General features: G+C 62.8%; 14 protein-coding genes. 6 read left to right on the forward strand and 8 right to left on the reverse strand.

Annotated features, from left to right (window positions below):
• Positions 1 to 57: 57 nt before the first annotated feature.
• The 3 genes from HF916_RS43855 to HF916_RS43865 are packed head-to-tail and all read left to right on the forward strand — an operon-like array spanning position 58 to position 2,586.
• Complete coding sequence (locus HF916_RS43855; RefSeq protein ID WP_168794856.1) at positions 58 to 1,317, forward strand: M48 family metallopeptidase; 1,260 nt, start codon at positions 58 to 60, stop codon at positions 1,315 to 1,317.
• The gene (gene rsgA / locus HF916_RS43860; RefSeq protein WP_168794857.1) at positions 1,314 to 2,264 is read left to right on the forward strand and encodes a ribosome small subunit-dependent GTPase A; all 951 of its coding nucleotides are present in this window, start codon (positions 1,314 to 1,316) and stop codon (positions 2,262 to 2,264) included. Before HF916_RS43855 ends, rsgA begins: the two co-directional genes overlap by 4 nt.
• Before the next feature lies 1 nt (position 2,265).
• Complete coding sequence (locus HF916_RS43865) at positions 2,266 to 2,586, forward strand: putative signal transducing protein (RefSeq protein WP_168794858.1); 321 nt, start codon at positions 2,266 to 2,268, stop codon at positions 2,584 to 2,586.
• Between the two features lie 198 nt (positions 2,587 to 2,784).
• Here HF916_RS43865 and HF916_RS43870 read toward each other — a convergent pair whose 3' ends face one another.
• The 6 genes from HF916_RS43870 to rpsP form a co-directional block, all read right to left on the reverse strand.
• On the reverse strand, positions 2,785 to 3,723 hold the full coding sequence (locus HF916_RS43870) for a CobD/CbiB family protein (RefSeq protein WP_168794859.1): 939 nt from the start codon (positions 3,721 to 3,723) through the stop codon (positions 2,785 to 2,787).
• A gap of 114 nt (positions 3,724 to 3,837) precedes the next feature.
• Entirely contained in the window at positions 3,838 to 4,554 is a 717-nt protein-coding gene (locus HF916_RS43875) for a CoA pyrophosphatase (protein ID WP_168794860.1), read from the reverse strand.
• Between the two features lie 92 nt (positions 4,555 to 4,646).
• On the reverse strand, positions 4,647 to 5,036 hold the full coding sequence (gene rplS, locus HF916_RS43880) for a 50S ribosomal protein L19 (protein ID WP_012433948.1): 390 nt from the start codon (positions 5,034 to 5,036) through the stop codon (positions 4,647 to 4,649).
• A gap of 135 nt (positions 5,037 to 5,171) precedes the next feature.
• A complete protein-coding gene (gene trmD / locus HF916_RS43885) occupies positions 5,172 to 5,939 on the reverse strand; it encodes a tRNA (guanosine(37)-N1)-methyltransferase TrmD (RefSeq protein WP_168794861.1) in 768 nt (255 codons plus the stop codon).
• A gap of 25 nt (positions 5,940 to 5,964) precedes the next feature.
• On the reverse strand, positions 5,965 to 6,693 hold the full coding sequence (rimM, locus tag HF916_RS43890) for a ribosome maturation factor RimM (protein WP_168794862.1): 729 nt from the start codon (positions 6,691 to 6,693) through the stop codon (positions 5,965 to 5,967).
• A gap of 132 nt (positions 6,694 to 6,825) precedes the next feature.
• A complete protein-coding gene (gene rpsP, locus HF916_RS43895) occupies positions 6,826 to 7,080 on the reverse strand; it encodes a 30S ribosomal protein S16 (RefSeq protein ID WP_007180912.1) in 255 nt (84 codons plus the stop codon).
• A gap of 223 nt (positions 7,081 to 7,303) precedes the next feature.
• Here rpsP and HF916_RS43900 point away from each other — a divergent pair, with 223 nt between their 5' ends.
• On the forward strand, positions 7,304 to 8,437 hold the full coding sequence (locus HF916_RS43900; RefSeq protein WP_431311471.1) for a PQQ-dependent sugar dehydrogenase: 1,134 nt from the start codon (positions 7,304 to 7,306) through the stop codon (positions 8,435 to 8,437).
• Between the two features lie 319 nt (positions 8,438 to 8,756).
• Positions 8,757 to 9,224, forward strand: coding sequence for an NINE protein (locus HF916_RS43905; protein ID WP_168794864.1), 468 nt, complete (start codon positions 8,757 to 8,759; stop codon positions 9,222 to 9,224).
• Positions 9,225 to 9,240: 16 nt separating this feature from the next.
• Here the strand turns inward: HF916_RS43905 and HF916_RS43910 are convergent, their stop codons facing one another.
• On the reverse strand, positions 9,241 to 10,386 hold the full coding sequence (locus HF916_RS43910; protein ID WP_168794865.1) for a PA0069 family radical SAM protein: 1,146 nt from the start codon (positions 10,384 to 10,386) through the stop codon (positions 9,241 to 9,243).
• 98 nt (positions 10,387 to 10,484) lie between these two features.
• Positions 10,485 to 10,973, reverse strand: coding sequence for an Lrp/AsnC ligand binding domain-containing protein (locus HF916_RS43915; RefSeq protein ID WP_168794866.1), 489 nt, complete (start codon positions 10,971 to 10,973; stop codon positions 10,485 to 10,487).
• Between the two features lie 167 nt (positions 10,974 to 11,140).
• Between HF916_RS43915 and HF916_RS43920 the strand changes: the two genes are divergently transcribed.
• Positions 11,141 to 12,427, forward strand: a complete 1,287-nt coding sequence (locus tag HF916_RS43920; protein ID WP_168794867.1) for a D-amino acid dehydrogenase — start codon at positions 11,141 to 11,143, stop codon at positions 12,425 to 12,427.
• The last annotated feature ends 122 nt before the right edge of the window (positions 12,428 to 12,549 follow it).

The raw sequence follows: 12,549 nt of genomic DNA on the forward strand, positions 1-12,549 counted from the left end.
CCGCCGTAAGGCGGGAAGAAACATATAATTCTCGCATAGATACCACGGAATCCCCGGATGCCTACCCTGTACTTCACCGTTCTGTTCGTCGTCGCCGTCGTGGCGATGGTCGGCACCAAACTTTGGCTCGCCTCGCGGCAAATCCGCTTCGTGGCCGGCCATCGCGAGCAGGTGCCGAGCCAGTTCGCCGGCACCATCGCGCTCACCGCGCACCAGCGCGCCGCCGACTACACCGTCGAGCGCACCCGCCTCACCATGATCGAAATCGTCGTCAGCGCGGCCGTGCTGATCGGCCTCACGCTGCTCGGCGGCGTGCAGGCGCTCGATCTCGGCATCTCCGATTGGCTTGGCCGCGGTTACCTCGGACAGATCGCGCTGGTCGCCGCGGTGATCGCGATCACCAGCGTGATCGACCTGCCGTTCGATTACTACCGCCAGTTCGTGGTCGAGCAGCGCTTCGGTTTCAACCGCATGAGCAAGGGCATTTTCTTCGTCGACCGGATCAAGGGCGTGCTGCTCGGCACCGCGTTCGGCCTGCCGCTGCTGTTCGTCGTGCTGTGGCTGATGAACCAGGCCGGCAGCCTGTGGTGGCTGTGGACGTGGATCGTCTGGGTCGCCTTCCAGATGCTCGTGCTGGTGCTGTATCCGTCGTTTATCGCGCCGCTTTTCAACAAGTTCGAGCCGCTCAAGGACGAAGCGCTGAAAAGCCGCATCGAAGCGCTGATGCAGCGCTGCGGCTTTGCCGCCAAGGGCCTCTTCGTGATGGATGGCAGCCGCCGTTCGGCGCACGGCAACGCCTACTTCACCGGCTTCGGCGCGGCCAAGCGGATTGTGTTCTTCGACACGCTGCTCGCGCGCCTGTCGGGCAGCGAGATCGAAGCCGTGCTCGCGCACGAACTCGGCCACTTCAAGCGCCGGCACGTGATCAAGCGCATGCTCGTCACCTTCGCGATCAGTCTCGCGATGCTTGCCCTGCTCGGCTGGCTCACGCAGTGCGTGTGGTTCTATGAAGGACTCGGCGTGCGGCCGTCGTTGATCGGCGGTAATAGCGGCCTCGCGCTGGTGCTGTTCTTCCTCGCGCTGCCGGTGTTCCTGTTCTTCGTGACGCCGCTCGGCAGCCTCAGCTCGCGCAAGCACGAGTTCGAAGCCGACGCGTTCGCCGCGACGCAGACCGATGCGCAAGACCTCGTCAACGCGCTCGTCAAGCTGTACGAGGACAACGCCTCGACCCTGACGCCCGACCCGCTCTACACCGCGTTCTACTACTCGCATCCGCCGGCGTCGCAGCGGATCGACCGCCTGCTGCGGCACGCATGAGCGGCCGCTCCCCGAAAGCGCCGCGCGCGCCGTCCAGCACGCGCGTAGGCGGCCTCGTCGTGGCCGCGCATGGCCGCCACTATCTGGTCGCGCCGGATGACGGCGGCGCCATGCTCCAATGCTTTCCGCGCGGCAAGCGCAGCGAAGTAGCCGTCGGCGATCGCGTGATTTACGAGTTGGCTTCGGCGGATCAGGGCGTAATCGTCGAGATCGGCGAACGGCGCAATCTGCTGTATCGCTCGGATCAGTACAAGTCGAAGCTGTTCGCTGCCAACCTCGATCAGCTATTGGTCGTGTTGGCCACCGAACCGCATTTCAGCGAAGACCTGCTCGGGCGCGCGCTCGTCGCTGCCGAGGCGAACGAACTGAAGCCGCTGATCGTGCTGAACAAAACCGACGTGACCGATGCGCTTGAAGGCGCGCGCAAGCGGCTCGAATCGTATCGCGCGCTGGGTTATACGGTCGTGGAAGTGTCGATCAAGATGCAGCCCGAGGCCGCGCGTGCTGCGTTGATCGAACATCTGCATGGTCATTCGACGCTGCTGCTCGGCCAGTCCGGCATGGGCAAATCGACGCTCGTGAATCTGCTGATTCCCGATGCCGAAGTCGCCACGCGTGAAATTTCGACCGCACTGAACAGCGGGCGCCATACGACGACCTTTACGCGTCTCTATCCGCTGCCCGACAGCGCGGACGGCAAAGGCGGCGCGTTGATCGACTCACCGGGCTTCCAGGAATTCGGCCTGCATCATTTGACCGAAGGCCGGCTTGAGCGCGCGTTTCCGGAGTTCCGGCCGTTGTTGCCGAACTGCCGGTTCTACAACTGCCATCATTTGCAGGAACCCGGTTGCGCGATTCTCGAAGCCGTGGCTGATGGCCGCATCCGCCGCGAACGGCATGCGCTGTATGCGCAACTCGTACACGAAGCCAGTCAGATCGTCCGCTGACATGAGACTGATGCGCGCGCCGAATCTGATCATCGGACAGCATTGGATCAATGTGCTGGCCACTGCGGGCATTGCTTGCGAGTTGCACAATCGTTATCTGAACGGCGCGCTCGGCGATATTCCGGCGGATCAGTGCTCGCCGGAGCTTTGGCTCGTCGACGAACGCGACGAAGCGATGGCGCGGAGGTTGATCGACGCGGCTTCGCATGGGCCAGCGGCGGGGTCGCCTGGCTGGCAGTGTCGTCAGTGCGGCGAGATGCTCGATGCGCAGTTTACGGTCTGCTGGCAGTGTGGGACGGCGCGGGATCCGCTGGATGGGTGAAGCGGCTTGTCGCTGACCGGCGCATTGCGCACGGTGCCGCGGCATGAATGGAAAAGGCCAAGGGGGCAGCGCGCCCCACTACGCGATTCTCCACGCCTGAAAAGCGAAACCCTACGCTTCAAAGAAACGTAGGGTTGGTCGGCAGCCTGACGCCGGATTGCGGCTTTCTTTACAGCGAGCAGCGTTAGCTTGATGACGTCAAGCCAGCCACACCGCAATCGTCAGCATCAGCAACAAAATCATCCACAGCACCACCGCGCGCCACACCAGCCCCACGGCCGATTGTAGCGTGCGCGGCGTGCAGTCGTCGCCGACCTGCAACGGGCCGCCGTCGCCGGTGGCGAGCGCGTCGAGGCTCGACGGCTCAGCCAGCGGCCCGCTCAGACGTGCGCCCAGGGCACCGCTGCCCGCGGCCAGCAACACGCCGTCGTTCGCATTCGGCCATTGGCGCGCATGGTTGCGCCATGCATAAATCGCGTCTTCGAAATTGCCGACGATCGCAAAGCCCAGCGACGTCAGCCGCGCCGGCACCCAGTCGATCACGAAGAAGGCACGCTGTGCGAAGCTCGAAAATGCGACGGTACGGTCATCGACCGGCCGCGCCCACGTGCGGGCCAGATATTCGGCAATCCGATACAGCACTGCGCCCGCCGGACCGACCGGAATCAGAAACCAGAAGAACACGCCGAACACGTGCCGATGCGAAGCGACCACCGCATGAATCAGCGTGTGGCGCACGATCTCGCTGACAGGCATGTCGACGGTATCAAGCCCGGTCCATTCGTTCAGGATCTCACGCGCGCGCGGCACGTCATCGTTATTCAACGCGAGGTGAATGTCGGTGAAGTAATGACTGAACTGGCGGAAGCCCAGCGTGAAGTACAGCACCGCGACGTTCCACAGGAACGCCAGCGCAAAGTGAATGTGATACAGCACGTAGTAGACGAGCGCGACGACCAGCGTCCAGGGCACCACCACCACGAGCCAGGCGAGCAGGCCGTGCTTCGGCTTGCCGGCATCGAATCCGTGCGCCGCCGACTCCGCATGGTATTGAAGCAACGCGGACACCGGATTGTTCGGCGACAGCGCGCGTACCTGTTCAATGATCAGAGCCAGCAATACGGAGAAAAAAGTCATGCGGTGCGCCGTGCTTTTCGAGTTTTACGATTGTTTTATAACGATAGCACAGGGTCGGATGCCACTGAGCGCGGACGTCGACAAACACCCGACAACTGCACAGTCCGACGCAACTCAGGCCGCGAGGAACCGATAGAAGTTGCGCAGCATCGCCGCCGTCGCGCCCCAGATGAAATGGTGGCTACCGACTTCACTGCCATTCTCGTCAGCTTCAGCCGATGCGGCGCGCGGATACGGCATGGCGAAAAAGCGGCGCTCGCCGCCTTCATAGCGGAACACACGGACTTCGTGGTGCACGGGGTTCATCAGAAAGGCGAGCGGCACTTCGAAGACTTCGGCCACTTCGAGCGCGTCCGCCTTCACCGTGAACGGCGGATGCACGAGGCCGATCACCGGCGTCACGCGAAAACCGGTGCCCGTCAGATAGTCGGGCAATGCGCCGAGAATTTCCACACGCGATGGATCGAGACCGACCTCCTCCTCCGCTTCCCGCAGCGCGGTGGCTGTGGCGTCGGCGTCGAAGGGTTCGTGACGGCCGCCAGGAAAGCTCACCTGGCCTGCGTGATCGTTCAGATGGTCGGCACGCTGAGTCAGCAGTACGGTCAGGCCGTGCTCGCGGACCACCAGCGGCACCAGCACCGCCGCGACTCGCGGATCGGCGTGCGTATCGCGCCAGGGCGCGTCGACGATGCGCTCGGGGGTCCAGGCAAGACGCTGCTCAAAGCGTGCGCGCAGGCCGTCAGGCGTGAGACGCTCGCCGGCCACCGGCGGCAGATCGGCGCCCGTCGCTTCGACAGGCAAGGTTTCAGGCTCAAAGACGGGGCGGATCAACGGGTCTCTCGAATGAGCGGATAGGGGACATGCCGCTATTTTGACCTGGCAAACAAAAAAGCACCCGCGAGGGGTGCTTTTTCTTACAGCTTTTACGCTTCCGGAGCAGCGCGGTCTTTCTTCGCGACCAGCTTTTCCTTGATCCGAGCCGACTTGCCCGAACGGTCGCGCAGGTAGTACAGCTTCGCACGACGCACATCGCCACGACGCTTCACGACGATGCTTGCCAGCAGCGGCGAGTACGTCTGGAACGTACGCTCGACGCCTTCGCCCGACGAAATCTTGCGGACGATGAACGACGAATTCAGACCACGGTTACGCTTGGCGATCACGACGCCTTCGTAAGCCTGAACACGCTTACGCGTACCTTCAACCACGTTCACGCTGACGATCACCGTATCGCCGGGGGCGAATTCGGGGATGGTCTTCTCGCCGAGGGCGCGGCCGATTTCTTCCTGCTCGAGTATTGCAATCAGATTCATCACTGACTCCTAAGTCCATCTTGTCGGCGTTCGTACCTGCCTTGCGGCTACGGCCCCGATAGAGGATGGGTTCACCTCTGGCGCCGTGCACGCATGCGCGGCGCCGCCTAATGTCCGCTTGAAAGACCCAAGGCTTTACGCCTTCGACTCTTCCTTCGCGAGACTCGCAAGCCATGCCTCGTCGGCACGGCTCAACATCTTGTTCTTTCTGGCCTTCACGATCAGATCCGGCCGTTTGTTCAACGTGTTGCGCAAGGCTTCCCGCCGACGCCACGCTTCGATCTCCGCATGATGGCCGCCGAGCAGCACATCGGGCACACGCACGCCGTCGTATTCCTCGGGACGCGTGTAGTGCGGGCAATCCAGCAGCACGTCGACAAAACTATCCTGCACCGCCGACTGCGAGTCGTTGAGCACGCCGGGCAACTGACGCACCACAGCGTCCATCAAGGCCATGGCCGGCAATTCGCCGCCCGACAGCACGAAGTCGCCAAGGCTGACTTCTTCGTCGACGACACGGTCCAGCAAACGCTGATCGATCGCTTCATAGCGTCCGCACAACAGGATCAGGCCAGGTTCGGCCGCGAACTGCATGACGCGGTCGTGATTCAACGTGGCGCCTTGCGGCGACATCATCACGACACGCGACGCGCCAATGCCCTGCTCCGCCTGCGCCGCTTTCGCCGCGCCGATCGCGTCTTCCAGCGGTTTGGCCAGCATCACCATGCCGGGGCCACCGCCATATGGGCGATCGTCGATCGTGCGGTAGTTGTCGATCGTAAAATCGCGCGGATTCCACGTACGCAACCCGTAGCGCTCCTGCTTCGCCGCTCGGCTGGTGATACCCCAGTCGGTTAGCGCGCGAAACATGTCCGGAAAGAGCGTAACGACATCGAACTGCATCGCTCTCTCCATTCAGCGAAATTATTTAGTAATCGGCTTCCCAGTCGACAGTGATCTGCTTCGCCGCCTGGTCCACCGTTTTGACAAAGACGCCGACGAACGGGATCAAACGCTCGCCGGTGACCGGCTTGCCGCTTTTGTCGGTATCCGGGTATTCGATGCGCAACACCGAGTGCGCACCGTTGTCGATCATGTCTACAACCTTGCCGAGACTGACTCCGGCAACGTTCACCACATCCAGGCCGAGCAGGTCGACCCAGTAGAACTCGTCGGCTTCGAGAGCCGGAAATTCACTGCGGCTGATATAGACGCGGGTGCCGCGCAGCACCAGAGCCACATCGCGGTCAGCGACGCCGCCCAGATGGGCAACCACACTGTCGCTATGCGTTTTCGCCTGCAATGACGGCGCCGATTTGCGCTCCTGGCCTTTGATCAGCCACCAGCGCTTCGCGCTCAGCAAAGCGTCGCCGCCGTGGCCGGCATCCGCATGCGCGGCTACCTTGACCCAGCCCTTGAGGCCGTAAGCGTCGACGATTGCGCCGACCTCGACCGCATCGGCCGGCCAGCTTTCCACCGTTTCCATGCGCATTTCTGCCGCACTGGAACCGGCGTTTGCAACTTGGGCTTTCGCCTTGCCTTCGGCATTTTCGACCGGCTTGCGGACGAACGCACCGAACGGCGCCTGACCAGACGTCTTCGCGCGCGGGGCTGCTGCCTTTACGCGACCTGAACTGCCGGAATCACGCTCAGACATAAGAACACCTCGAAGAGAACCTCGCTGCCAGCTTCGACGCCTGCTTCAGCATAACAACTCGCGCATCGGACTGCTCACGCAAACCGCGCGAGCCGCCGGTCGAACCGACGACGATACGCATGCTAGCTACCATTAAGCAGCCGGCTGCGCCTTTGCAGCTTCCTTCACGAGACGCTCGACGGTCGGCGACAGTTGTGCGCCAACGCCTTGCCAGTACGTCAGGCGGTCCTGAGCGATACGGAGGGACTCACCCTTCGTAGCGACCGGGTTGTAGAAGCCAACGCGCTCGATGAAGCGGCCGTCACGACGGTTACGCGAATCGGTTGCGACGATGTTGTAGAACGGGCGCTTCTTGGAGCCGCCACGAGCCAAGCGGATGATGACCATACTAGAATCCTTGAAAACCGGGGTTCGGAACGACTGAAACACGCGATTATAGCGGGAAACTGACGCCATAACAAACACTTACCCGGATAAACTGAGCGGCGGGGTTGCGCCAGCCATACAGGCGGGAACTCCGAACCACGTCGAAACGCCCGAATTACCTGACGGAGCGCCCGTGAAACTCCTGCCGCCAATTGTGTTTTTGCGCGCTTTTTTTACCGCCGCCATACGGTTCGCCTCCTCGGCGCGCGCTGCGCGAAGCCGGGCCCTGCGCACAGGCGCGGCCGTGCTGCTCGCCTCAACTGCCCTGCCGGCGCTCGCCGCGCTGCCGGTCGACCGGATCAAGGTGCCGCCGGGCTTCCATATCGAGGTCTTGTCGGATGCCGTGCCGAGCGCACGAGCCATGGCGCTCTCGCCGAAGGGCATTCTTTATATAGGCAGCCTCGACGGCCACGTCTACGCGCTCGAATTGCAAAACGGACGCGTAACGGCCCGCCACGTGATCGCTTCCGGCCTGGAAACGCCGGCGGGCGTGGCGTGGCACGATGGCGCGCTCTATGTATCCGCAGTGTCGAAAATTGTACGCTTCGATGCGATCGATACTCACCTGAACGATCCGCCCAAACCCGCCGTCGTGATCGACACGTTGCCCACGGAGACGCACCACGGCTGGAAATTCATCGCGTTCGGCCCGGACGGCAAGCTGTACGTGCCGCAAGGTGCGCCCTGCAACGTATGCCTGAAAGATCGCAACCGCTTCGCGCTGATCGGCCGCATGGACGCGGATGGCAGTCACTACGAGGTCGTGGCGCGCGGCATCCGCAATTCGGTCGGCTTCGCGTGGCATCCCGTGACGCATGAACTGTGGTTCACCGATAACGGCCGCGACCTGCTTGGCGACGACGTGCCGGACGACAAGCTCAACCGCGCGCCGCGCGCCGGGATGGATTTCGGCTTTCCGTACTGCCATGGCGGCGACACGCCCGATCCCGAGTTCGGCAAAGACCATCCGTGCAATGCGTTTACACCGCCTGTGGTCAAACTCGGTGCGCATGTAGCGGCGCTCGGCATGCGCTTTTACGACGGCTCGATGTTTCCGGCCACGTACCGGAACAGTATTTTTATCGCCGAGCACGGTTCGTGGAATCGCAGCAAGAAGGTCGGCTATCGCGTCGTGCACGTGATTACGGACCCGGATGGCAGCAATGCCCACCAGGAAGTGTTTGCCGAAGGCTGGCTCCAGCCCGGCGAAACCGAATGGGGACGCCCCGCCGACGTGCTGCCACTGCCCGACGGTTCGCTACTGATCAGCGACGATTACGCCGGCGCTGTCTATCGCGTCACCTATTCGGCGCCGTAGCCCGCCTCAAGTGGCAAGCAGCGTCAAACGCCGAGCGCTCGAAAAGCTTGTTCAGTCAATCGAGCGCCGACACCCGCGCCGCCGATCCAGCCAGATCCGGCGCTCCTCACACCACTCGCCAAGCTGCCTTGATCACCCGCTTCGCCGCTGCACCGCTGCCGTAACCACCAACCCTTCGCCCCGCGGCTGAGAGCGCCCCCGACCCTGCCGCGACCACTCGTCAAGTGACCGGCGGCCCGCGGCGGGCGTAGAATGCGCGTCGGTCCGCACGCGCCGCGCGCCGCTCCTTTCGACCGCCTGTCACTCTGCTCTGGCCTACATGTCCACCCTTGTCTCGACTTCCCCGCGTTTCAGATCCAAAACGATTACCGCCGCACTGGCGTTCTTCTTCGGCAGCCTCGGCGCTCACCGGTTCTATCTGTACGGCATGCGCGACATCTACGGCTGGGCACACGTGATCGGCACGCTGATCGGCATTCCGGGCGCCATGCTGTTGGTGGCGAGCGAACGGTCTTCGATGCTCGGCTGGGCGCTGGCCTTTCCCGGTGCTGTCTCGCCGCTCGCCGCGTTTCTCGCCGCGATCGTCTACGGGCTGCGTCCGGACGAAAAGTGGGACGCGCAGTTCAACGCTCAGACGCAACGCAAAAGCCGCTCCGGCTGGACGGTCATTTTCGTCGTGATCTTTTCGCTGCTGATCGGCGCCTTCCTGCTGATGACAGGCCTCGCCATTTCGTTCCAGACGTACTTCGAAAGCCAGGTGCAGGCGGCCAAAGCGCTCTCGCAGTGATCCGCCGCGCGCCGCGCTAGAAAAGATCCAGTTGAGGGTCGTCGCGCGGCGGTTCGACGGGGCGCGGCGCCTCGACCCCGCGAAAGTGCGACATATCCAGAATGCCGCGATCACGCAGATTCAGGCCCAGGCGGCGCGCCGCCTTGTGGAATCGCTGCTTGAGCAGATCCGCCCACAAGCCTTCACCCTTCATGCGCGTGGAAAAGGACGAGTCATAATCCTTCCCACCCCGCATGTCCCGCACGCGGCCCATCACCCGTTCAGCACGATCGGGAAAGTGCGCCGCGAGCCAATCTTTGAATAACGGCGCGACTTCCCACGGCAGACGCAGCACGATATAGCTTGCATTGCTCGCGCCAGCCTCCGCACAGGCCTCCAGCACGCGCTCCATGTCCGGTTCGGTGACGAACGGAATCACCGGCGCGATGCTGACGCCGACCGGGATGCCCGCCTCGCTCAACGTGCGGATGGTGCGCAGTCGCCGCGACGGCGTGGCCGCGCGCGGCTCGAGCGTGCGAGCGATCTCGGCGTCCAGCGTAGTGATCGTAATGGCCGCCATGAATTGCCCGCGCGCCGCCATGGGCGCCAGCAGATCGAGATCGCGTTCGATCAGCGACGACTTGGTGATCGCCGCAAACGGATGGTGACGTTCGCTGAGCACTTCGATCACCCTGCGCGTGAGTCGCAGGTCACGCTCGACGGGCTGCCAGGCATCCGTATTGACGCCCAGCGCGATCGGCTCCGGCACGTACGACTTCTTCGACAATTCCCGCTCGAGCAACTCCGGCGCATTAATCTTGGCGTAGATCCGGCTTTCGAAGTCGAGCCCCGGCGACAGCCCCAGATAACTGTGCGTGGGCCGTGCGAAGCAATATATGCAGCCGTGCTCGCAGCCGCGATACGGGTTAAGCGACACGCTGAACGGAATATCCGGCGATGCATTGCGCGTAAGAATGGTCTTGGCCCGCTCTTCGAAGACCTGCGTGCGCAAGACCTTGGGCTCGTCATCGTCTTCCGGCGCCGACAGCCAGCCGTCGTCCACCGCTTCGCGCTGGTCGACTTCGTAGCGGCCTTGCAGGTTCGTCACTGCGCCACGGCCCTTGCGAGGCGCGGGCGGCGCGATCGGAAATTCGTTGACGAAGTGGGAGTCGGAGTCGGTCACGGCTTGAACACGCAAAAACGGAAAACGGCGCAAAACGCCTGTACAAATATACAGTGTTTACGCCGTTTGTCGAGCCCCGCCGAGCGCTGTTGTGCCGTTCAATCCCCTACCGGAATCATCAGCGTTTCCTTGATCTCCTCCATCACGACGTAGCTTTTCGACTGCACCGCGCCAGGCAGTTGCAGCAGGATGTCGCCCAGCAGCTTCCGGTAATCGGCCATTTCGCCGATGCGCGCCTTGATCAGATAGTCGAAATCGCCCGATACCAAATGGCACTCCAGCACCTCGGGGATCTTCTGCACCTCGCGGCGGAACTGATCGAACATGTTGCCGCTCTTGTGAGCCAGCGTGATCTCGACGAACACCAGCAGCGCCGCGCCTAACTCCGCCGGGTTCACGCGCGCGTGGTAGCCGGTGATCACACCGTCGCGCTCCATCCGCTTGACGCGCTCGATACACGGCGTGACCGATAGTCCCACCTGTTCGGCCAGGTCCTTCATGGCCATGCGGCCGTCCTGCTGCAGCAGCCGCAGGATCTTGTGATCGAGTTTGTCGAGGGACCGGACCGGTTGGCGCTGTGTACGCATGATATTTTTGCTGAAAATCTTGAAAATACAATAACAAAACCTACCTGACTGTTAATAGTATAGCGGTTAACACTGGACGATCCGCGATACACCTTGTTAATCGAACGAATTCCAACGAATCGACAAGCGCACCGTCCTCAGACCTCATTTGAATACCTGGAGCATCTATGCGAGTCGTCGTTTTGGGCAGTGGCGTCGTCGGCGTGACCAGCGCGTATTACCTGGCGCGCGCGGGGCACGAAGTGACCGTTATCGATCGCGAGGCCGGCCCGGCGCTCGAAACCAGTTTCGCCAACGCCGGCCAGATCTCGCCGGGCTACGCGTCGCCGTGGGCTGCGCCGGGCGTGCCGCTGAAGGCCGTCAAGTGGATGTTCCAGAAACACGCGCCGCTGGCAATCCGCCTCGACGGCACGCAATTCCAGTTGCAGTGGATGTGGCAGATGCTGCAGAACTGCACGTCGTCGCGTTATGCGGTGAACAAGGGCCGCATGGTTCGCCTCGCCGAATACAGCCGCGACTGTCTGCAAGCGCTGCGCGCCGAAACCGGCATCCAGTACGAAGGCCGCGCCGGCGGCACGCTCCAGGTGTTCCGCACGCAGCAGCAATTCGAAGGCGCAGCGAAAGACATCGCCGTGCTGGAGGAAGCCAATGTGCCGTATGAACTGCTGTCGCCTGCCGAACTCGCGCGGGCCGAACCGGCGCTCGCCGCGGTGTCGCACAAGCTGACCGGCGGTCTGCGCCTGCCGGGCGACGAAACCGGCGACTGCCAGATGTTCACCACGCGCCTCGCCGCGCTGGCTGAGGAACTGGGCGTCAAATTTCGTTACAACACGCCGATCGACGCACTCGCGATGGCCGGCGACCGCATCGCCGGCGTGAAGTGCGGCGAGGAACTGGTGCGCGCGGATTCGTTCGTCGTCGCGCTGGGTTCGTACTCGACCCAGTTCCTGTCCGGTCTCGTGAAGATTCCGGTCTATCCGCTCAAGGGTTATTCGATCACTGCGCCGATCGTCAACGAAGCGTCGGCGCCAGTGTCGACCGTGCTCGACGAAACGTACAAGATCGCGATCACGCGTTTCGACGACCGGATTCGTGTGGGCGGCATGGCCGAGATTGTCGGTTTCGACAAATCGCTGCGCCAGGCGCGCCGCGAAACGCTCGAACTGTGCGTGAACGATCTGTTCCCGGGCGGCGGCGATACGTCGAAGGCCACCTTCTGGACCGGTCTGCGTCCGATGACGCCGGACGGCACGCCGATCGTCGGCCGCACGCTGGTGCCGAACCTGTTCCTGAACACGGGCCACGGCACGCTGGGCTGGACGATGTCGTGCGGCTCGGGGCAGCTGCTCGCCGACGTGATGTCGGGCAAGCAACCGGCCATCAAGGCGGACGATCTGTCGGTGCATCGCTATCTCGGCGAGATTGGCGGTGCGCATCGCCCGGCTTATGCCTAAGGTTTAACAACGCTTCGCGAGCGGTTGAGCTGGTTTGCGATCTCACAGATCGGCGCGACAAAACAAACGGCGCCTCACAGGCGCCGTTTGTTTTTATACGCGGAACAGAAGCCGAAGCAACG

Origin of the sequence: Paraburkholderia aromaticivorans (genome assembly GCF_012689525.1) — a bacterium.
GTDB lineage: Bacteria > Pseudomonadota > Gammaproteobacteria > Burkholderiales > Burkholderiaceae > Paraburkholderia > Paraburkholderia aromaticivorans_A.

Coding starts and splice junctions, on each gene's coding strand:
- HF916_RS43865 (WP_168794858.1), top strand. CDS start 2,266: ATGAGACTGATGCGCGCGCCGAATCTGATCATCGGACAGCATTGGATC.
- trmD (WP_168794861.1), bottom strand. CDS start 5,939: ATGCAGTTCGATGTCGTTACGCTCTTTCCGGACATGTTTCGCGCGCTA.
- HF916_RS43855 (WP_168794856.1), top strand. CDS start 58: ATGCCTACCCTGTACTTCACCGTTCTGTTCGTCGTCGCCGTCGTGGCG.
- rplS (WP_012433948.1), bottom strand. CDS start 5,036: ATGAATCTGATTGCAATACTCGAGCAGGAAGAAATCGGCCGCGCCCTC.
- rpsP (WP_007180912.1), bottom strand. CDS start 7,080: ATGGTCATCATCCGCTTGGCTCGTGGCGGCTCCAAGAAGCGCCCGTTC.
- rimM (WP_168794862.1), bottom strand. CDS start 6,693: ATGTCTGAGCGTGATTCCGGCAGTTCAGGTCGCGTAAAGGCAGCAGCC.
- HF916_RS43905 (WP_168794864.1), top strand. CDS start 8,757: ATGTCCACCCTTGTCTCGACTTCCCCGCGTTTCAGATCCAAAACGATT.
- HF916_RS43920 (WP_168794867.1), top strand. CDS start 11,141: ATGCGAGTCGTCGTTTTGGGCAGTGGCGTCGTCGGCGTGACCAGCGCG.
- rsgA (WP_168794857.1), top strand. CDS start 1,314: ATGAGCGGCCGCTCCCCGAAAGCGCCGCGCGCGCCGTCCAGCACGCGC.
- HF916_RS43870 (WP_168794859.1), bottom strand. CDS start 3,723: ATGACTTTTTTCTCCGTATTGCTGGCTCTGATCATTGAACAGGTACGC.
- HF916_RS43915 (WP_168794866.1), bottom strand. CDS start 10,973: ATGCGTACACAGCGCCAACCGGTCCGGTCCCTCGACAAACTCGATCAC.